Source organism: Actinacidiphila yanglinensis (genome assembly GCF_900107965.1).
Taxonomy (GTDB): domain Bacteria; phylum Actinomycetota; class Actinomycetes; order Streptomycetales; family Streptomycetaceae; genus Actinacidiphila; species Actinacidiphila yanglinensis.
The window spans coordinates 471,524-490,535 of the sequence record NZ_FNVU01000002.1; the positions used below are offsets into that span (position 1 = coordinate 471,524).

The window sequence follows — 19,012 nt, forward strand, 5'->3', positions numbered from 1 at the left end:
CCAACGGCCGTACGTCTGGAGACCACATGACAACCGATCCGCCCGCCGTCACCGTCGGTGTCGACTTCGGCACGCTGTCCGGGCGCGCCCTCGTCGTCGCGGTCGAGGACGGCCGGGAGCTGGGCAGCGCCGTGCACGAGTACCCCCACGGCGTGGTCGAGCACCGCCTGCCGGGCGGGCCGGAGCTGCCCGCCGACTGGGCGCTGCAGGTGCCGCAGGACTGGCGCGAGGTGCTGCGCCGGGCCGTCCCGGAGGCCCTGGCCGCAGCCGGTGTGATGCCCCGTCAGGTCGTCGGCGTCGGCACCGACTTCACCGCCTGCACCGTCCTGCCCGCGACGTGGGACGGCACCCCGCTGTGCGAACTGCCCGCGTACGCCGCCCGGCCGCACGCCTATCCCAAACTGTGGCGCCACCACGCCGCCCAGCCCGAGGCCGACCTGATCGTGCGCCGGGCCGAGGAGTCCGGGCAGCCGTGGTTGGCCCGCTACGGCGGGCGGATCTCCAGCGAGTGGCAGTACGCCAAGGCGCTCCAGGTGCTGCACGAGGACCGGGAGGTCTACGACGCCGCCGACCGGTGGATCGAGGCCGCCGACTGGATCGTCTGGCAGCTGACCGGCGCCGAGAACCGGAACATGTGCACGGCCGGCTACAAGGGCATCCACCAGGACGGCGGTTACCCTGACGCGGACTTCCTCGCCTCGCTGCACCCGGACTTCGCCGGCTTCACCGCCAAACTGGAGCACCCGCTGTCGCCCCTGGGGGCCGCCGCGGGCCGGCTCACCGCCCGTGCCGCCGAACTGACCGGCCTGCCCGAGGGGATCCCGGTCGCGGTCGGCAACGTCGACGCCCACGTCACCAGTGCCGCCGCCCGGGCCCTGGACCCCGGACACATGCTGGCGATCATGGGCACCTCGACCTGCCACATCATGAACGCGGAGGTCCTGGCCGAGGTGCCGGGCATGTGCGGCGTCGTCGACGGCGGCGTGGTCCCGGGACTGTGGGGCTACGAGGCCGGCCAGAGCGGCGTCGGCGACCTCTTCGCCTGGGCGGTGCGCACCACCACCTCACCCGAGTACGCCGCCGAGGCGCGCGACCGCGGGGTGTCGGTGCACGAGGTGCTCACCGAGCGGGCCGCGGCCCAACCGGTCGGCGGGCACGGCCTGCTGGCGCTGGACTGGCACAGCGGCAACCGCTCGGTGCTCGTCGACCACCACCTGTCCGGCCTGCTGGTGGGCCTGACCCTGGACACCCGGCCGGAGGACGTCTACCGCGCGCTCATCGAGGCGACCGCCTTCGGCGCCCGCACCATCGTGGAGGCGTTCGGCGCCGCCGGGGTGCCGGTAACCGAATTCACCGCGGCCGGCGGCCTGTTGAGGAACGAGTTCCTGATGCAGACCTACAGTGACGTCCTCGGCCGCCCGGTCCACGCGCTCGCCAGCGAGCAGGGCCCCGCCCTCGGGGCCGCCATCCACGCCGCGGTCGCCGCCGGGGCCCACCCGGACATCCGGGCCGCGTCGGCGGCGATGGGCCGGATCAGGCACCGCGCCTGGGTTCCCGACCCGGCCCGCGCCGCCGCCTACGACCTCCTGTACGCCGAATACCTCGCCCTGCACGACCACTTCGGGCGTGGCGGCAGCGAGGTGATGCACCGCCTCCGAGAGCTCCGCCCCCGCACCGGACGTCCGCACGCCGAATGATGTGAGCGCTCACAAAATACGACCGCACCCGATCCCGCGAGGACACCGCATGGCCAGTGCCGCTCCGCCTCCCGCCGACAACCCCCTCCCGTCGATACGCCGGCAGGTCAGCGACCTGCACCAGGAACTGGTCCGCTACCAGCTGGTCGTGTGGACCGCCGGCAACGTCTCCGCCCGCGTCCCCGGGCGGGACCTGTTCGTCATCAAACCGAGCGGCGTCGACTACGACGGCCTCTCCCCGCAGAACATGATCGTGTGCGACCTGGACGGCGACGTGGTCGAAGGGGAGCTGGCGCCCTCCTCCGACACCGCCGCGCACGCCTACGTCTACCGGCACATGCCCACCGTCGGGGGAGTGGTGCACACCCACTCGACCTACGCCTGCGCCTGGGCCGCCCGGGGCGAGCCGGTCCCGTGCGTGCTGACCGCGATGGCCGACGAGTTCGGCGCCGAGATCCCCGTCGGGCCGTTCGCCCTGATCGGCGACGACTCGATCGGCAAGGGCATCGTCGAGACGCTGGCGCAGCACCGCTCGCCCGCCGTACTGATGCGCAGCCACGGGGTGTTCACCGTCGGCAGGGACGCGCGCGCCGCCGTCAAGGCGGCGGTCATGTGCGAGGACGTCGCCCGGACCGTGCACATCTCGCGCCAGCTCGGCGAGCCGCTGCCGCTGGACCCGGCGGACATCGACCGTCTCCACGACCGCTACCAGAACGTCTACGGCCAGACCGGGCCGTCCGCCTCCCGAGGAGCCTGAGCCATGACATCGTCCGACGCGCGCGAGGTGTGGTTCCTCACCGGCAGCCAGGGGCTCTACGGCGAGGAGACGTTGCGGCAGGTCGCCGAGCAGTCCCGAGGGATCGCCGGGCAGCTCGCCGAGCAGCCCGGCTCCCCGGTCCGCGTGGTGTGGAAGCCGGTGCTCACCGGGGCCGACGCGATCCGCGACGCGATGGCCGGCGCGAACGCCGATCCGGCGTGCGTGGGCCTGATCGCGTGGATGCACACCTTCTCCCCGGCGAAGATGTGGATAGCCGGCCTGGACCTGCTGCGCAAGCCGCTGCTGCACCTGCACACCCAGGTGAACGTGGACCTGCCCTGGTCCACCATCGACATGGACTTCATGAACCTCAACCAGGCCGCCCACGGCGACCGGGAGTTCGGCTACGTGCAGGCCCGGATCGGGGTCGCCCGCAAGACGGTGGCCGGGCACGTCAGCGACCCGGCCGTGGTCGCGCGGGTGCACGCCTGGATGCGCGCGGCCATCGGCCACCACACCCTCCGGCACCTGAAACTCGCCCGGTTCGGCGACAACATGCGCGATGTCGCGGTCACCGAGGGGGACAAGGTGGAGGCGCAGCTGCGGTTCGGGGTGTCGGTCAACACCTACGGCGTCAACGACCTGGTCGCGCGGGTGGACCAGGTGGCGGACGCGGCCGTCACCGACCTGGTGAAGGAGTACGCCGGCGCCTACCGGCTGGCGCCCGAACTCGCCGCGGGCGGCGAGCGCCACGCCTCCCTGCGCTACGCGGCGCGGATCGAGCTGGGGCTGCGCGACTTCCTCACCGAGGGCGGCTTCGGGGCGTTCACCACCAACTTCGAGGACCTGGGCGGGCTGCGCCAGCTGCCCGGCCTCGCCGTGCAGCGGCTGATGGCCGACGGCTACGGGTTCGGCGGGGAGGGCGACTGGAAGACCGCGGCCCTGCTGCGCACGCTGAAGGCGGCGGGTGCGGGACTGCCGGGCGGCACCTCGTTCATGGAGGACTACACCTACCACCTGGCGCCCGGCCGGGAGCTGATCCTCGGTGCCCACATGCTGGAGGTCTGCCCCAGCATCGCGGCGCAGCGCCCGAGTTGCGAGATCCATCCGCTGGGCATAGGCGACCGGGAGGACCCGGTCCGGCTGGTCTTCGACGCCCGTCCCGGGCCGGCGGTGGTGGTGGGGCTGGCCGACATGGGCGACCGCTTCCGGCTGGTCGCCAACCAGATCGAGGTGGTGCGGCCCGTCGAGCCGCTGCCGCGACTGCCGGTCGCGCGGGCGGTGTGGAAGCCGGCGCCTGACCTGCGCACCTCCACGGAGGCCTGGCTGACGGCCGGCGGCCCGCACCACACGGTCCTGTCAGGCCAGGTCGGCGGCGAGGAGCTGGGCGACCTCGCGGACATGCTCGCCACGGAGTTGCTGCTGATCGACGCCGACACCACGGTGCGCCAGTTCGCGAAGGAGATCCGCTGGAACCAGGCGTACCACCGGCTGGCCGGCGGCCTCTGAGTGGCCGTCGTACGGGCGCGGCGGCCCGTACGAGGGAACGCACCTGTCCCGGCCCGGACAGGTGCGGCGCGGCCGCGCGTCCGCCCGTGGAACGCCGCCCCGAAGGGCGGGCAAAATTCCGCTGCGGGACACCTTGACGGGCTATCAGTGAGCGCTAACAATCACTTCCCAAGAGATGCCGGAGTCAAGGAGACAGGCATGGTCGTCGGTCGTACACCGGCACAACCTCCCACCCCCACCTGAGGTCAGCGGCAGTGCCGCACTGCATCGTCGCGCGCCAGGCGCGCTGAGAAGGGGAACCCGCCGGCTCCGGTGCGGCGTCCGGCGTGGACGCCGCACCGAGGCGGGCGGGCGCACCCGCCGGAACCGCGGCCCGATCCAGGGGCCATTCGCAGGAGTACACGGCGCTGCATTTTGTGAGCGCTAACACATCGGCCGCGAGGCCCTCCGTGAACAGGATGATCAGCATGCGCACAAGCCGATCCGCTTCGGTCACAGTCGGACGCTGGGGAGCCGCCGCGCTAACGGTGGCGTTGATCGCGACCCTCGGCGCGTGCAGCAAGAACGGGGCGGGCGGGTCCTCCACGGACAGCGCCAACGCGAAGGACACCTCGGCCGCACCGGCGATCAAGGGCGACATCGCCTTCAACGACGCGAACCTGGCCAAGCTGAACGCAGCGTTGAAGACGGCGCTCGCCGGCAAGGACCTGTCGAAGCTGGACGAGGCGATGGTGGTGAACATCGCCACCGACTACTGGAACGCCGGCAAGTCCGGGTTCACCAAGGGACTGAAGGACCTCGGCGTGAAGGGCACCTACCAGGCGCCCGCCAACGGCCGGCTGGACCAGCAGCTGTCGATCATCCAGACGCTGCGCGGGCAGGGCATCACCGGGATGAGCGTCTCGGCGATCGACCCGACCGCGATCAAGGCCCCCATCGCGTCGGCGAACAAGGCCGGCATCCCGGTGCTGGCGATCGACTCGCCGCTGCCCAAGGACGACGGCGCGGCGCTCTACCTCGGCACCCCGAACTACCAGGCCGGCCAGAAGGCGGGCGAGGCGATGAAGCAGGCGCTCGGCGGCAAGGGCCAGGTGGTCGTGCTCGTCGGCTCGCTGACCGCCTCCAATGCCGTCGAGCGGATCCAGGGCTTCGAGGACGCGATCAAGGGCTCGGGCGTCAAGGTCGTGCAGAAGCTCAGCGACAGCATGGACGCCTCCAAGGCGCTGTCCAACGCCGAGACCGCGATCCAGACCAACCCGAACGTCAACGGCATCTACGGCGTGTACTCCTACGACGGCCCGTCCGCGGGCCAGGCGATCCAGTCCGCGGGCAAGAGCGGAAAGATCAAGGTCGTCTCGGACGACAGCGACCCGCAGACGCTGAAGTTCATCCAGTCCGGCGTCATCCAGGCCACGGTGCTCCAGCAGCCGTACCAGCAGGGCTACACCGGCGCGTACCTGCTGGCCGCGCTGAAGGTGCTCGGCAAGGACGCCACGCTGCAGCTGGTCAAGCCGTACCTGGAGAGCGACGGCACCACGCTCAGCTCCGGTGTCGGCCTGGTGACACAGGCCAACCTGTCGGCGTACCAGGCCAAGTTGAAGCAGATGGGCATCAGCTGATGGCCTCCGCCACCGAGGTGGCCGTGTCGCTGCGGGACGTCAGCAAGTCCTACGGGCCGGTGAAGGTGCTGAACATCCCCGCCCTGGAACTGGCGCGCGGTCAGATCGCCGCGGTGGTCGGGGAGAACGGTGCCGGCAAGTCCACCCTGATGGGCGTGCTGTCGGGCACCGTCACCCCGACCACCGGCTCCATCGAGATCGCCGGGCAGCCGCTGCATCCCGGCCGGCCGGACCACTCCCGCGAGCGCGGAGTGGCCCTGGTCGCCCAGGAGTTCCCGCTGGTGGGCCAGCTCAGCGTCGCGGAGAACCTGCTGCTGGGGCGCCGGCCGCAGCGGGCCCGGTCCGGTCCGGCCGGCCGCGTGGTCTTCGACCGCGCGGGCACCCGGGCCGAGGCGCGGGCGCTGCTGGCCGAGGTGGGCGTGACCTCCGTGGACGTCAACCGTCCGGTGGAGCGGTACCCGGTGCCGGTCCGGCAGATGATCGAGATCGCGAAGGCGTGGGGTCACCGCCCGGTGGTGCTCATCCTGGACGAGCCGACGTCGTCGCTCGGTCCGGTCGAGGCCGAGCGGGTGCTCGAACTCGCCCGCCGCCACGCGGCGGGCGGGGGCGCGGTGCTCTTCATCGGGCACCGGCTGGACGAGGTGCGGGCGATCGCGGACCGGGTGGTGGTGCTGCGCAGCGGGAAGCTGGTCGCGGACCTCACCCCCGCGGAGGCGACCGAGGAGCGGATGATCCGCGAGATGGTCGGCAGCGAGCTGGCCCGCGCGAAGCTGGCCCCGCCGGGTTCGGTGGAACGCGCCACGGTGCTGGCGGTGCGCGGCCTGACCGCGGACGGGCTCGGTCCGGTCGACCTGGACGTCAGGGCCGGCGAGATCGTCGGGGTGGCGGGGCTGATGGGCTCCGGCCGCAGCAGGTTGCTGCACACCGTGATGGGTGCCCAGCCGCGCACGGGGGGCGAGGTGGCCTTCGAGGGCCGGGACTTCCGGCCGCGCCATCCGGCCGACGCGGTGGCGGCCGGCGTCGGCCTGGTCCCGGAGGACCGCAAGGTCCAGTCGTTGCTGCCCGCGCACTCGGTGCGGTGGAACGTCACGCTCAGCACGCTGCGCCGGATCAGCCGGCGCGGGGTGCTGTGGCCCGGCGCGGACAAGGCGCACGCGGCCGGGATCATCGACGACCTGGGAGTGCGGCTGCACAGCCAGGAACAGCTGATCAGCGACCTGTCGGGCGGCAACCAGCAGAAGGCCGTCTTCGGCCGCTGGCTCGCCGCGCAGCCCAAGCTGCTGCTGCTGGACGAGCCCACCCGCGGCGTCGACGTCGGCGCGAAGGCCGAGATCTACGGGCTGATCGACGCGGCCGCCGAGCGGGGGATGGCGGTGCTGGTGGCCTCCTCCGAGCTGGAGGAACTGATGTGGATCTGCCACCGGATCGTGGTGATGGCGCACGGCAGGGCGGTGGCCGACGTCCCGCGCGAACGGTTCGGCAAGGAAGCGATCATGACCGCGGCGGCGGGTACGCAGCCGCCCGTGGTCGTCGGGGAAGGGAAGGCGGGCGCATGAAGATGACAGTGGCTCAGGTCCCGGCCGGCACCACGGCCGGCACGCGCGGGGAGGCGGGCCGATGAACACCAGCACCGCGGCGGCCCCGCCCGAGACGTACGTGGACACCGAGCAGCGCCGGTCGCTGCTGCGGCGGATGGGCGAGACGCCGGAGGTCGGCGTCGTCGCCGCGTGCGTCGTGGTGTTCGTCGCCCTGGCCGTGGACAAGTCGTCGTTCGCCGGTGCGGTCAACCTCCAGGGCATGGGCTTCGACCTCGCCCAGTACGGGCTGATCGCGATCGGCGAGTCCCTGGTCATCCTGACCGGCGGCATCGACCTGTCGGTCGGCGCGCTGCTCGGCACCAGCGTGATCCTGATGTCCTGGTTCAACGTGCGCGCCGGCCTGCCGGCCGGGCTGGCGATCCTGATCACGCTGGCCATCGCCGGCACCGTCGGCCTGCTGCACGGACTGGCCGTCACCCGGCTGAAGATGGCCCCGTTCGTGGTGACCCTGGTGACGTACACCGTCGCCCAGGGCGTCACCCTCGCCATCACCTCGGGCACCTCGATCACCGGCATCTCGGGGGTGTTCGCGGACGTCGGCCAGACCTACGTCGCCCAGATCCCGCTGCCGCTGGTGCTGTTCGCGGTCGTGGCGGTGGTGGCCTGGTTCTTCCTGGAGCGCACCTACGCCGGGCGGCAGGTCTACGCGGTCGGCGGGAACGCCGAGGCGGCCCGGCTGGCCGGTATCCGCGGCGAGCGGCGGATCGTGTCGATGTACGTCACCAGTTCGCTGCTGTCGGCGTTCGCCGGGATCATGGTGCTGGGCCGGATCGGTGTCGGCTCGGCCAGCGGTGTGGGCGTCGGCTGGGAGCTGTCGGCGATCGCGGCCGCCGTGATCGGCGGGGTGAGCCTGGTCGGCGGCCAGGGGCGCATCCTCGGCATCGTGGCCGGCACGATCCTGCTGGAGCTGATCAACAACGGCCTGACGACCCTGCAGATCAACTCCAACTACACCAACATCGTGCTGGGTTGCGTGCTCGGCCTGGCCATCACCGCCGACCGGCTGAGAGCCAGGAGCATCGCGAAACGCGGCTGAGCCCGGGTGGCGGCGGTCCGCGAACCGCCGCCGCCCGCCCGGGGAGCCGACCCGTCACCGGGCCACCGAGCCGCCGGGCCCACCGCGGCGGGGCCGATCGGGTATCGCGAAATCACAGGAACCACCCGACCGGGCGGGACCCGCGCGGCCCGGCCGTGGCGGAGAAGCCCTGCTCAGCCGAGCTGTGCGATGTTGTGGACGGTGGCCGGACCGGTGGTTCCCGATGCACCGGGACGCCTGGGCCACGGCGGAACGACGCCCAGTCCACGGGAGGTTCGGTGCGAGTCCTGCTCATCGCGAGCGCGTTCAACAGCCTCACCCAGCGGGTGCAGGTCGAGCTGCGCGACCGGGGCCACGCCGTGGCCGTCGCGCTGGTTCACGACGCCGCCACGGTGCGCGCGGCGGCCGGCGGGTACGACCCGGAACTGATCATCGCCCCCATGCTCACCACCGCCGTCCCCGAGGACGTCTGGTCCCGGTACACCTGCCTGATCGTGCATCCCGGCCCGCCCGGCGACCGCGGCCCCTCCTCGCTGGACCGGGCGATCCAGGAAGGGCAGACCACCTGGGGGGTGACGGTCCTCCAGGCCGTCGCCGAGATGGACGCCGGGGACGTGTGGGCGTCCGCCTCCTTCGACCTGCCTCCCGCCGGCAAGAGCGACGTCTACCGCGGGGAGCTGGCCGACGCGGCCGTGGCCGCGGTGCTGCGCGCGGTGGAGCGGTTCGCCTCCGGCGACCAGCGGGCCGCGCCGCAGCCCGCGGACGGCCGCGGCGCCAGGCCGTACCTGCCGCAGAGCGAGCGCCGCATCGACTGGTACGCGGACACCACCGCCCAGATCCTGCGCACGCTGCGGGCGGCGGACTCCCGGCCCGGCGTCCTCGACGAGCTGGCCGGCGGGGAGTGGTTCCTGCACGGCGGCCACCCGGAGGACCGGCTGTGCGGGGAACCGGGCCGGATCATCGCCACCCGCGCGCAGGCGATCTGCCGGGCCACGGTCGACGGCGCGGTGTGGATCCCGCAGTTGCGCGCCCGCCGGACCCCGGGCGGGCCGGCCGGGGTCAAGCTGCCCGCCGCCCTCGCGCTCGGCGCCGCCCTGCCACGGGTCCCCGACCTGCCCGCGCCGCTGCGGCTGCCCCCGGGCCGCAGCACGTTCAGCGACATCCGCTACCGCGAGCGGGACGGCGTGGGCCTGGTCGGGTTCTCCTTCCCGGGCGGCGCCATGAGCGCCGGCACGTGCCGGCGGCTGCTGGCCGCCTACCGCTACGCGTGCACGCGGCCGACCGCCGTGGTCGTGCTGGGCGGCTCGCGGGACTTCTTCTCCAACGGCATCGACCTGAACGTCATCGAGGCCGCGGCCGATCCGGCCGCCGAGTCCTGGGCGAACATCCACGCGATGAACGACCTCGTGGAGGCGGTGCTCACCACCACCGACCGGCTCGTGGTCTCCGCGCTGGGCGGCAACGCGGCGGCCGGCGGGGTGATGCTGGCGATCGCCGCCGACGAGGTGTGGTGCAGGAGCGGTGCCGTCCTCAACCCGCACTACCGGCTGATGGGGCTGCCCGGTTCGGAGTACTGGACCTACTCGCTGCCCCGCCGGGTCGGCCCGGAGGCCGCCGAGACGCTGACCCGCGTCCCCGAGCCGCTGGGCGCCGCGTCCGCGCAACGGGCCGGCCTGGTGGACCGGGTGCTGCCGAGCACGCCGCGGGGCTTCACCGAGCACGTCATGGCGCTGGCCGCCGGCCTGGCGGGAGATCCCACGACCCATCAGCGCCTGGCCGACAAGAAGGCGGCGCGCGCCCGCGACGAGGCGGCCCGGCCGCTGGCGGCCTACCGGGCGGAGGAACTCGCGCTGATGCAGCGGGTCTTCTTCGACCCGGCCGCCGCCTACCACGCCCTGCGCCGCGCCTTCGTCCGCAAGGAGCCCCGGCCGGCGGCGGAAGCGGAGGCGGGCGTACGGGTGGAACCGGAGGCGGTTCCCCCGGGGCAGCGGGTACGGCAGGCGGCCCTCCCTTCGACGTGAGCGCCGTCCGGCACGGCGCGGCGCGCGCCCGCGCCGCCCATCCGGAAGAGGAATATCTCCCTCCGGGGAACAGGATCGAGCCGTAGGAGGTTGGCGCACGCATGGCGACACTCGGACTCATCGGCAGTGGAAACATCGGGAGCACCCTCGCCCGCCTGGCGGTCGACGCCGGGCTGGACGTGGTGCTCAGCAACTCGCGCGGGCCGCAGACCCTCTCCGACCTCGTGGCGGAACTCGGCCCGCGGGCCCGGGCGGCGACCGCCGCGGAGGCGGCGGCCGCGGGGGACTGGGTCGTCGTGACGATCCCGTTCCACGCGCTCGGCACGGTGCCGGTCGAGCCCCTGGTGGGCAAGACCGTCCTCGACACCGGCAACTACTACCCGCAGCGCGACGGCGTGATCCCCGAACTCGAGGAGGGCAAGGCGACCGAGAGCCAGCTGCTCCAGCGCCACCTCCCCAGGGCGCACGTCGTCAAGGCGTTCAACAACATCCTCTACCGGCACCTGGGCGAGCTGTCCCGGCCGGCGGGCGCGGCGGACCGCAGCGCCCTGCCGATCGCGGGCGACGACCAGGACGCGAAGAAGCACGCCGCCGAGCTGCTGTCGCTGCTCGGGTACGACACGGTGGACATCGGCCCGCTCGCCGAGAGCTGGCGCTCGCAGCCGGGCACCCCGGTCTACGGCAAGCCCTACGCGGTGAGCAAGGACGGCGAGTTCGGGACCGCGGCGGCCGCGCCGGCCCCCGCCGACGAGATCAGCGCGGCGCTGGCGGCGGCCACGCGCTGATCCGGTCCGCCCGCCGAGGGGCCGGTCCGGGCGACGGATCCGGGCCGGCCCCTCGGCGGGGCAGCGTCGGCAGCCGGCCCGATCAGCGTTCGATGTCGCCCTCGCGGACCAGCCAGACAGCCAGCACCGCCCCGGCGAAGCAGACCAGCGAGCCGAGGTAGACCACCTCGTTGAAGCCGTCGAGGAACCCGTCCCGGGCCGCTTTGGCGACCGCCTGCCGGGACTGCGGGGGGAAGGCGGCGAGCACCTGGTTCAGGTTCCCCGACGAGGCGGCCTCGACCAGCTCGTGCGGATGGCTGCCGTCGGCCGCGGGCGTTCCCGCGGCCGCCTTGCGGACCTCCGCGGAGCCCCTGCCGACGAAGATCGCCCCCCAGACGGCGACGCCCACCGCGATCCCGACCTGGCGGAACGTGTCGTTGATGCCCGCCGCCATCCCGCTCTGCTGTTTGGGCACCACGCTCACGGCGACGTCCGCGATCACCGGGTTGATCAGGCCCACCCCCGCGCCCGCGATCACGAAGCCGGGCAGCAGCGTCGTCCACTCGTCGTCGGGTGAGATGCCGCCCATGAGGTACAGGCCGAGCCCGACCGCGCCCAGGCCGGTGCCGAGCAGCACCCGGGCCGGCACCCGCGACAGCAGCAGCCCGGCGATCGGCGCGAAGAGGAAGCTCACCACGGTGACCGGCAGGTAGCGCAGGCCGGTGCCGAAGGGCGTGAGCCCGAGGTAGTTCTGCATGTAGAGGGTGAGGTAGAGGAACAGCGCGAACAGCGAGCTGGACACCCCGAACGCCGCCAACTGCACGCCGGTGAAGGCGCGTCGCCGGAAGAGCGGCATCGGGAGCATCGGCTCGGACACCCGGAACTCGATCCAGACGAACGCCAGCATCAGCGCCGCGGACGCCGACAGCAACGACAGGATCAGCGTGCTCGTCCAGCCCTCGTCGTTCCCCCGCACCAGGGCCAGCACCAGCAGGAACAGGGAGCCGCTGAAGGCCGCCACGCCCGGCCAGTCGACCCGCGTCGCATGCGGATCGCGGCTCTCCCGCAGCCGCGCGAAGGTCACCACCAGCGTGAGCGCGCCGATCGGCACGTTCAGGTAGAAGATCGACTCCCAGCCCAGCGAGTCCGTCAGCGCCCCGCCGATCAGCGGTCCCACCGCGACCGCCACGCCGATCGTCGAGCCGTAGAGCCCCATCGCCACCCCGCGCTCCCGGCCCGCGGCGAACTCCTGGGCCACCAGCGCCAGCGAGACCGCGAACATCGCGGCGCCGCCGACGCCCTGGATCGCCCGCGCCACGTTGAGGAAGGTCGGGTCCGGCGCGAGCGCGCACAGCAGCGAGGCCGCCGAGAAGATCGCCAGCCCCCAGGCGAACACCTTGCGCCGGCCCAGCCGGTCGGCCAGCGAGCCCGCGGTCAGCACCAGCGCGGCCAGCGTCAGCGCGTACGCGTCCAGCACCCACTGCAGGTCGGTGAAGCTGGCGTTCAGGTCCTTCCGGATCGACGGCAGCGCCACGTTCACCACCGTGATGTCGAGCAGGAGCATGAACGTCGCGACCGACACCGCGATCAGAGTCCACCACTTGCGATCCACGCCCGTTCGCTCCTTATGTCGCGTACATCCTGATTCGCACGCCCACGCTAAGCCGTCCCGCCCCGGAGCGGGTGGAGGTGCGGCGGCAGGGCGCCGGGCGGGGCGGAGCTGTACGACAGTTGGCCGGTTGTTCGCGTGATCTCCACCTGGGCGTGCGGGGTCGGCCGCGTCCCCGAACAAAGGTTCCGTTCGGCCTCCCGCCCGCCGCACCGGACGAGCGGGCCCGCCGCCCCTGCCCCGCGACAGCCGTGAGGACCCATGAACCGCAGCAAGACCACCGCGCCTGACGGAGCCGGCACCTCGCCGGCCCCCATCCGGCGGCGCGCCGCGCGTGCCCGCACCGTGCCGCTCGCCGCCGCCGTGCTGGCCGCCGTCACGCCGTTCGCGCTGGCCGGGACGGCGTCGGCCAGTTCCGCGGCACCCGCCGCCCGCGGACCGGTCACCGCGCAGTGGACGACGCAGACCGTCGCCCGCGGCGTCCAGGTGCGCACCGGCACGATCCGCGACACCGCCGCCGCGCCGTCCTGGACCGTCACGGTGCAGGCCCCGGCGACCAGCCGGCTGACCGGCGCGGCGACCTGGGCCGAGGTGGGCGCGCAGTCCTGGGCCGACAGCACCGCCGCGCGGCTGCGCACGGCCGGGTTCACCCCCCGCACGGAGACCGTGCGGTGGCCGGACTACACCGACACCCCGCACGGCACCATGGGCCTGCGCGTGCGCATCGGCTCCTACGCCGACCAGGCCGCGGCGCAGGCCGCCGCCGCGACCGTCACCGCCGCGGGCTTCCATGCCGTCGCCGAGTGGACGGGCTACGACGCCCAGCAGCCCGCGGACGTGGAGAACATCCACGTCGCAGTGATCGACCCGCGGACGTTCACCGGCACCGTCGAGGGCACCCACGACGGCGACGTGGCGCAGCGCGAGACCACCTCGTCGGTGGCCGCGAAGCTCGGCTCGCTCGTCGGCGTCAACGCCGGCTTCTTCGTCACCGCCGACGCCGACGGCGTCCAGGGCATCCAGTCCGGCATCGCCGCTTACGACGGCGAGTTGGAGTCGATGGCGTCGGGGTCCCGCGCGGCCCTGATCATCGGCGACGGCGGGCGGCAGGTCCGGGTCGCCGACTTGACGTCCACGGTCACCGCCCGCGCCGGCGCGTCGACCTACGCCGTGCAGGGCATCAACCGGGTGCCCGGCACCGTTCGGGACTGCGGGCGCCCCGGCCTGACGCCGAGTGCGCTGCCCTGGCAGGACGTCACCTGCCACACCACGGACGACCTGGTGCGGTTCACGTCCGCCTTCGGCGCGGACCTGCCGACCGGCGCCGGCACCCAGGTGGTGCTCGACGCCGCGGGCCGGGTCGTGTCCACCGGCGCGCGCGGCGGCCGCGTCCCGGCCGGCGGCACCGTCCTGCAGGGCATCGGCACCGCGGCGGCGTGGCTGGACGCGCACGCCACGGCCGGGCAGCGGGTCCAGGTCAGCGAGGAGGTGCGGGACACCGCGGGCCGGCGCGTCCCGCTCGGCAAGGGCGACAGCATCGTCAGCGCCGCGCCCACCCTGGTGAAGGACGGCCGGGTCAGCATCGACGCGGCGAGCGAGGGCACGGTCGACCCGTCGGACCTGTCGTTCGGCTATGCCTGGGCGAACACCCGCCAGCCGCGCACCCTGGCCGGCGTCGACGCGAAGGGCCGGCTGCTGCTGGTCACCGTCGACGGCCGCCTGTCCGGCGGCAGCGAGGGCTTCACCCTTCAGGAGGGCGCCGCGTTCATGCGCTCGCTCGGCGCGGTCCAGGCGCTCAACCTCGACGGCGGCGGCTCGACGGCGATGGCGGTGGACGGCCGGCTCGTCAACTCCACCTCGGACGCCACCGGGGAGCGCCCGGTCGGCGACACGCTCCAGATCCTGCCGGGCCGGCGCAACTCCTAGGGCCCGTCCGCCCCGTCAGGGGACCGCGACCGCGACCGCCCGGCTCCGCACAGGGGCCGGGCGGTTCACGTCGCGGGCGTCCACTCGTCCACGAGGAGGCCGAGGACGGCCTCGTCCGCGAACGCGCCGTACACCCAGGCCGAGCGCCGCAGGGTGCCCTCGCGCGTGAAGCCGGCCCGGGTCGCCGCCGTGATCATCGCCGCGTTGTCGGCGAGGGTCTCGATCTGGAGGCGGTGCAGCCCGCGCACGGCGAAGCCGTACGTGCACAGCACCCGCAGGACGTCGACGGACAGCCCGCGGCCACGGAACGCGGGGCGCAGGGAGATCCCGATGTGGGCGGCCCTCTGGTGCTGGTCGATGCCCCACAGCAGGGCCTCGCCGGCCAGTTCGTCCGACGCCAGCTCCACCACGGAGAAGCAGGCCGCCTCGTCCGACGGCTCGGGCACCGCGTACGGCGAGCGGGCCGAGCCCGGCGGAACGGGCCGCCAGGGGCGGGAGTCGGCGCGCGACCGGGTGGCCACGTCGTCGTACAGCTCGGAGTGCAGGACCGGGACGTCGCTCTCGTGCCGGGCGCGCAGCCCGGTCTTCTCGCCGTGTATCACGGGCCATTGCTATCCGAGCCCGGCGGTGCGATCAACCGGATTGTCGCGCCGACCCCCGTGCGGTGGTACGGCGCGCGGGCCGGGGACGGGTGGGCGGCGGCGTGCCGCGGCCCCGGGCACGGAGGACCGTGCCCGGGGCCGGGTGGCGCGGGGCCTTGGCCGTCACGGACGGCGGTGGACCCGCAGGGAGCGGGTCAGTGGCGCAGTGCCGCCAGACCGTCGGGCGAGCCGAGCCCGGTGGGGGCGTCGTAGCCCTTGAGCGCGGCGCACATCGAGGTGGTGGCGGGGCACTCCTGGCCGCTGCCGGGGATGCTGACGGCCGGACCGCCCACGACGTCGTTGAGCTCGTCGCTGTGGGCGTACAGGCCCGAGGCGTCCTTGATGCCCGCCGCGGGGCCGGCCATCACGTACATGGCCGCGACCAGCGGGGTGGCGGCGCTGGTCCCGCCGGCGTGCAGCCAGCCGCCGGGCAGGCCGTCGCCGGGGTCGGGGGTGCTGTCGTAGACGGCCAGCCCGGTGTAGGGGTCGGCGACGGCGGAGACGTCGGCGACCGTTCGGCCGGGACAGGCGGCGTCATGCTGCCAGGCCGGCTTGTCGATGTGCGCCGAGCAGGCCGCGCCGGCGCCGGAGGGGCGCTGGGTCGGGCCCCAGGCGGTCTCGGTCCAGCCGCGGGTGGTGTCGCTGCGGCTGAGCGAGGTGCCGCCGACCGCGATGACGGACGTGAGGTCCGCCGGGTAGGGCGCGTCCAGCTGGAAGCCGGAGTCGCCGGACGCGGCGAGGATCGGCACGCCGGGGTGGTTGTAGGAGGAACGGCGGGGCGGCAGGCCGCCCTTGGCCGTGATGTCGTTGTCGGTGACCGTGCTCTCCGGCGCGCTGTAGCTGTTGGACACGGCGTCGGCGCCGAGCCGGACCGCGGTGTCGGCGCTGTCGGCGAGGGCGTCCACCGCCGCTCCGTCACCCTCGACCAGGAGGATGTCGCAGTCGGGGCAGGCCGCCGAGACGGCCTCCACGTCGAGGCTGGTCTCCACCGCCCAGCTGACGTTGACAGCCGGCAGCGGGGCCGCGTCGCCGCGCTGGTTGACCTTGCGGAAGCAGCCGTTGGCGGTGGTGCAGGCCGGCAGCCCGTAGGTGGAGCGGTAGACCGCGAGGTCGGCCTCGACGGTGGGCGCGTCGTAGGCGTCGACGATGCCGACGGTGCGGTTCCTGCCGGCGTGCGCCTCGACCGCGGAGGCGAGGGCATACGCGGATTGGAGGTCGGCCGGGCCGTAACCGCCGGGGAGGGTGGCGCTGTTCTTGGCGCCGAACGTCCGGGCGCCCGTCGAGCTGTCCGGCGTCACCTCGGCCTGGCAGGCGAGTTGGCCGGGGGGCGGGGCGGAGCACACGGCCACCGGGGCGGTGGCGGTGTCCGTGCCGTCGGCTCCCGAGGAGGACGGCGAGGTGGCGGTGATCAGGCCGAGGACGGTCGCGGCGACCCCGGCCGCGGCCACCACGGGCCGGATGAGGCGGGTCTTCGTCACGGAGGACTCCTGAGAGGCTGTCATGGTCGCGGTCACCGCACCCGGTAGGCGCTCGGCAGCACCTGGTCGATCCGGTTGCCCTGGCTGTCCCAGGCGGCGAGTTTGAAGGAGACGGTGCCGCCACTGGCACTCGCCGGAACGCTGTAGCCGGCCCGGTAGTCGCCATGGGTGCCGGTCAGGTGCAGGTCCTGCCAGCTCTTGCCGTCGTCGTAGGACACCTGGAGGCGGGCGCCGGAGACCGCGGGAGCGGTGGCGTACTGCTGGCGGGTCACGTCGAGGTCGACGGTGTGGCGGCCGGTGGTGAGCTGGTGCTGGAGGTCGGCGTCGGTGTCGGTGGAGGCGAACAGCAGCGGCAGCGCGGCGCAGGAGTCGACCGGCCCGGCGCAGTGCACGTGGTCCGGCAGCGCCCTGCCCTGGCCCGGGTCGGCGGTGAACGTCCACGTCGTGTCGGTGCTGGGCGACAGGCTCACCCCGTCGCGGACGGTGTGCTGCGCCAGCTGGTAGGTGGCGCGGCCGGCCGGGACCGGCACGCTGGCCTCGAACAGGCCGTCGGAGCCGGTGGCCTGCAGCTCGCCGTTGCGGCTCAGGGTGACCGTGCTGGTCTGGTCGAAGCCCAGGCCGAGGGTGCCGGGCGAGGTGTCGCCGGAGTCACCGATGGCGAACACCATGGTGTCCGCGCTCGCGCAGGCGCCGCAGTACACCGCCGAGGTGCCCCGGTCCAGCTGGACGCTCGGGTGCGGTGCGCCCGCCTCCCAGGTCTCGGCGAGCCGGCTGCCGGGGCGGTAGACGGTGTCCGCTCCGTAGAGGGTGTCGGAGGTCTGCTCGTCCTCGACCGCGGTACGCCAGTTGAGGTCGGCGGGCGAGCCGACGTACTCGGTGCGGACCGTGCCGGGGGTGAGGAACTCGAACCCGGTGGCGGTCTGCGTGCCGGCGGTGGCCGCCCACACCGGCGTCACGTCGTTGACCAGCAGGTCGGTACCGGTCGCTCCGGCGGGCGCGGAGTAGGTCCGGGTGACCGTCGCCAGCGAGGACGCCTTGACCGAGGTCGGGTACGAACCCGGCAGCGCCTGGTAGGAGTTGGCGATGTGGTACGCGTAGGGCCGGGCGGTGCCGGCCGGCGAGGCGAGGTCGGCGGTGGTCACCACCTCGAACCGGCCGTGCTTGACCGGCGCGGTGGTGTTCAGCATGCTGCCGAGCGGGGACGAGCCCATGTCCTGGATCTGGAAGACCGGGCCCGCGGCGTCGCTGGAGGTCGTGCCGTCGCTGCGGTAGAGGGAGATCTCGGTGTTGGTGAGCGTCGCCGGGCGGGGCGTGGCCGGCACCTGCACCTGGTGCGTCGCGGTGCGGGCGTCCAGGGTGATGCTCGTGCCGTCGCCGACCGTGACCTCGGGCGCGACGGTGATGTGCGAGCCGTCGAGGTAGACCGCCGTGTAGTGGCCGGTGGGCACGGCCATCTTCAGGACGCCATTGGTGACGGCGAACAGCTGGTCGGCGTAGGTGGTGTGGTCCGCGTCGACGAGGAAGAGCAGTCCCTGGAAGGCGGGTTGCCCGTCGCCGTCGATCAGGTGCGTGGTGAGCCGGCCCATGGTGTACGTGTCGTGGCCGGCCGGCTTCGCGCTCTGCCCGGCCTGTGCGAACTCCGGGGCGGAGCAGGTCTGCTGGGCCAGCGCGGTGGTGTCGTACCCGGCCAGACCGCTGGGTCCGGTCCGTCCCGCGACGTCCTCGGGGACGAGGTACCGGTGGCCGTTGCTGCGGAAGCTGAGCATGGCCCGCCCGGCCGCCGCGGCCGGGTCGGAGAGGCGGGCGCCGCCGGGGGTGACGGTGGCCCGGAGACCGCCGGGGAGGGTGACCTGGCAGTCCGCGGCGGCGGCCTGGGCACCGGGCGCCTGGCTGAAGGCGGCCGGCGGGCTGCCCTGCGCGGCGGACGAGGGCACGAAGAACAGGCCGCAGGCCGCGGTGAGCGCCAGGGCCCACGTCGCGCTTCTGCGGAGCCCGGCCGGGGCTATGGGTCGTTTCAAGGGGAGGTCACCTTTCGGTGGGCGGGGTCACGGGCCGGTACGTCAGAGGGGTTCGTAGCCCGTGCAGGAGTGGTCGTCCGGGTCCTCGGGGGCCCCGGTGGCTGCGGGTCCGGCCGGTTCCCCCTCGGGGAGCGGCGGGTCGTCCGACGGTTCGGGTCCGGCCGGGCGCCCCTCGATCGGGACGTCCTCACCAGAGCGGCTCATTGGCGCTGAACTCCGTTTGCTGTCGTGGGAAGTGCGGTACGCGAGGTGAGTATGGCCACCGGCGTGAGCGCTGAGCGATGAGTCAAGTGACCTAAAGTTCGGCGCCGGTGCGCGAACCGTTCGCCCGGCGTTGGG

At 73.7% G+C, this 19,012-nt stretch carries 14 protein-coding genes; 9 read left to right on the plus strand and 5 right to left on the minus strand.

Annotated elements, in window-relative coordinates; translation table 11 throughout:
* Window positions 1-26: 26 nt before the first annotated feature.
* The 8 genes from araB (at window position 27) to C4U44_RS06045 (ending at window position 11,022) form a co-directional block, all read left to right on the plus strand.
* Entirely contained in the window at window positions 27-1,697 is a 1,671-nt protein-coding gene (gene araB, locus C4U44_RS06010) for a ribulokinase (protein WP_103884546.1), read from the plus strand.
* Between the two features lie 49 nt (window positions 1,698-1,746).
* Entirely contained in the window at window positions 1,747-2,454 is a 708-nt protein-coding gene (locus C4U44_RS06015) for an L-ribulose-5-phosphate 4-epimerase (RefSeq protein ID WP_103884547.1), read from the plus strand.
* Window positions 2,455-2,457: 3 nt separating this feature from the next.
* Window positions 2,458-3,963, plus strand: a complete 1,506-nt coding sequence (araA, locus tag C4U44_RS06020; RefSeq protein ID WP_103884548.1) for an L-arabinose isomerase — start codon at window positions 2,458-2,460, stop codon at window positions 3,961-3,963.
* Window positions 3,964-4,490: 527 nt separating this feature from the next.
* A complete protein-coding gene (locus tag C4U44_RS06025; protein WP_235031828.1) occupies window positions 4,491-5,582 on the plus strand; it encodes a substrate-binding domain-containing protein in 1,092 nt (363 codons plus the stop codon).
* Window positions 5,582-7,138, plus strand: coding sequence for a sugar ABC transporter ATP-binding protein (locus C4U44_RS06030; RefSeq protein ID WP_103884550.1), 1,557 nt, complete (start codon window positions 5,582-5,584; stop codon window positions 7,136-7,138). The genes C4U44_RS06025 and C4U44_RS06030 overlap by 1 nt, the downstream gene beginning before the upstream one ends.
* A gap of 61 nt (window positions 7,139-7,199) precedes the next feature.
* Window positions 7,200-8,216, plus strand: coding sequence for an ABC transporter permease (locus tag C4U44_RS06035; protein WP_103884551.1), 1,017 nt, complete (start codon window positions 7,200-7,202; stop codon window positions 8,214-8,216).
* A 278-nt stretch (window positions 8,217-8,494) separates the two neighbouring features.
* A complete protein-coding gene (locus C4U44_RS06040; RefSeq protein WP_103884552.1) occupies window positions 8,495-10,237 on the plus strand; it encodes a hydrogenase maturation protein in 1,743 nt (580 codons plus the stop codon).
* A gap of 101 nt (window positions 10,238-10,338) precedes the next feature.
* Window positions 10,339-11,022 carry an NADPH-dependent F420 reductase gene (locus C4U44_RS06045; RefSeq protein ID WP_103884553.1) on the plus strand — a complete coding sequence of 228 codons (684 nt, stop codon included), beginning with the start codon at window positions 10,339-10,341 and terminating at the stop codon, window positions 11,020-11,022.
* An 82-nt stretch (window positions 11,023-11,104) separates the two neighbouring features.
* Here the strand turns inward: C4U44_RS06045 and C4U44_RS06050 are convergent, their stop codons facing one another.
* A complete protein-coding gene (locus C4U44_RS06050) occupies window positions 11,105-12,613 on the minus strand; it encodes an MFS transporter (protein ID WP_103884554.1) in 1,509 nt (502 codons plus the stop codon).
* A gap of 258 nt (window positions 12,614-12,871) precedes the next feature.
* Between C4U44_RS06050 and C4U44_RS06055 the strand changes: the two genes are divergently transcribed.
* The gene (locus C4U44_RS06055; protein ID WP_103884555.1) at window positions 12,872-14,536 is read left to right on the plus strand and encodes a phosphodiester glycosidase family protein; all 1,665 of its coding nucleotides are present in this window, start codon (window positions 12,872-12,874) and stop codon (window positions 14,534-14,536) included.
* 65 nt (window positions 14,537-14,601) lie between these two features.
* On the opposite strand, the gene C4U44_RS06060 is transcribed toward C4U44_RS06055, so the two are convergent.
* The 4 genes from C4U44_RS06060 to C4U44_RS41455 all read right to left on the minus strand — a co-directional run bounded on the left by C4U44_RS06060 (window position 14,602) and on the right by C4U44_RS41455 (window position 18,877).
* Window positions 14,602-15,138, minus strand: a complete 537-nt coding sequence (locus C4U44_RS06060) for a GNAT family N-acetyltransferase (protein WP_103884556.1) — start codon at window positions 15,136-15,138, stop codon at window positions 14,602-14,604.
* Between the two features lie 194 nt (window positions 15,139-15,332).
* Window positions 15,333-16,655, minus strand: a complete 1,323-nt coding sequence (locus tag C4U44_RS41450; protein WP_103884557.1) for a S53 family peptidase — start codon at window positions 16,653-16,655, stop codon at window positions 15,333-15,335.
* A gap of 32 nt (window positions 16,656-16,687) precedes the next feature.
* Window positions 16,688-18,673, minus strand: a complete 1,986-nt coding sequence (locus tag C4U44_RS06070) for a hypothetical protein (RefSeq protein ID WP_103884558.1) — start codon at window positions 18,671-18,673, stop codon at window positions 16,688-16,690.
* A 42-nt stretch (window positions 18,674-18,715) separates the two neighbouring features.
* Window positions 18,716-18,877, minus strand: coding sequence for a hypothetical protein (locus C4U44_RS41455; protein WP_160144985.1), 162 nt, complete (start codon window positions 18,875-18,877; stop codon window positions 18,716-18,718).
* Window positions 18,878-19,012 lie beyond the last annotated feature (135 nt).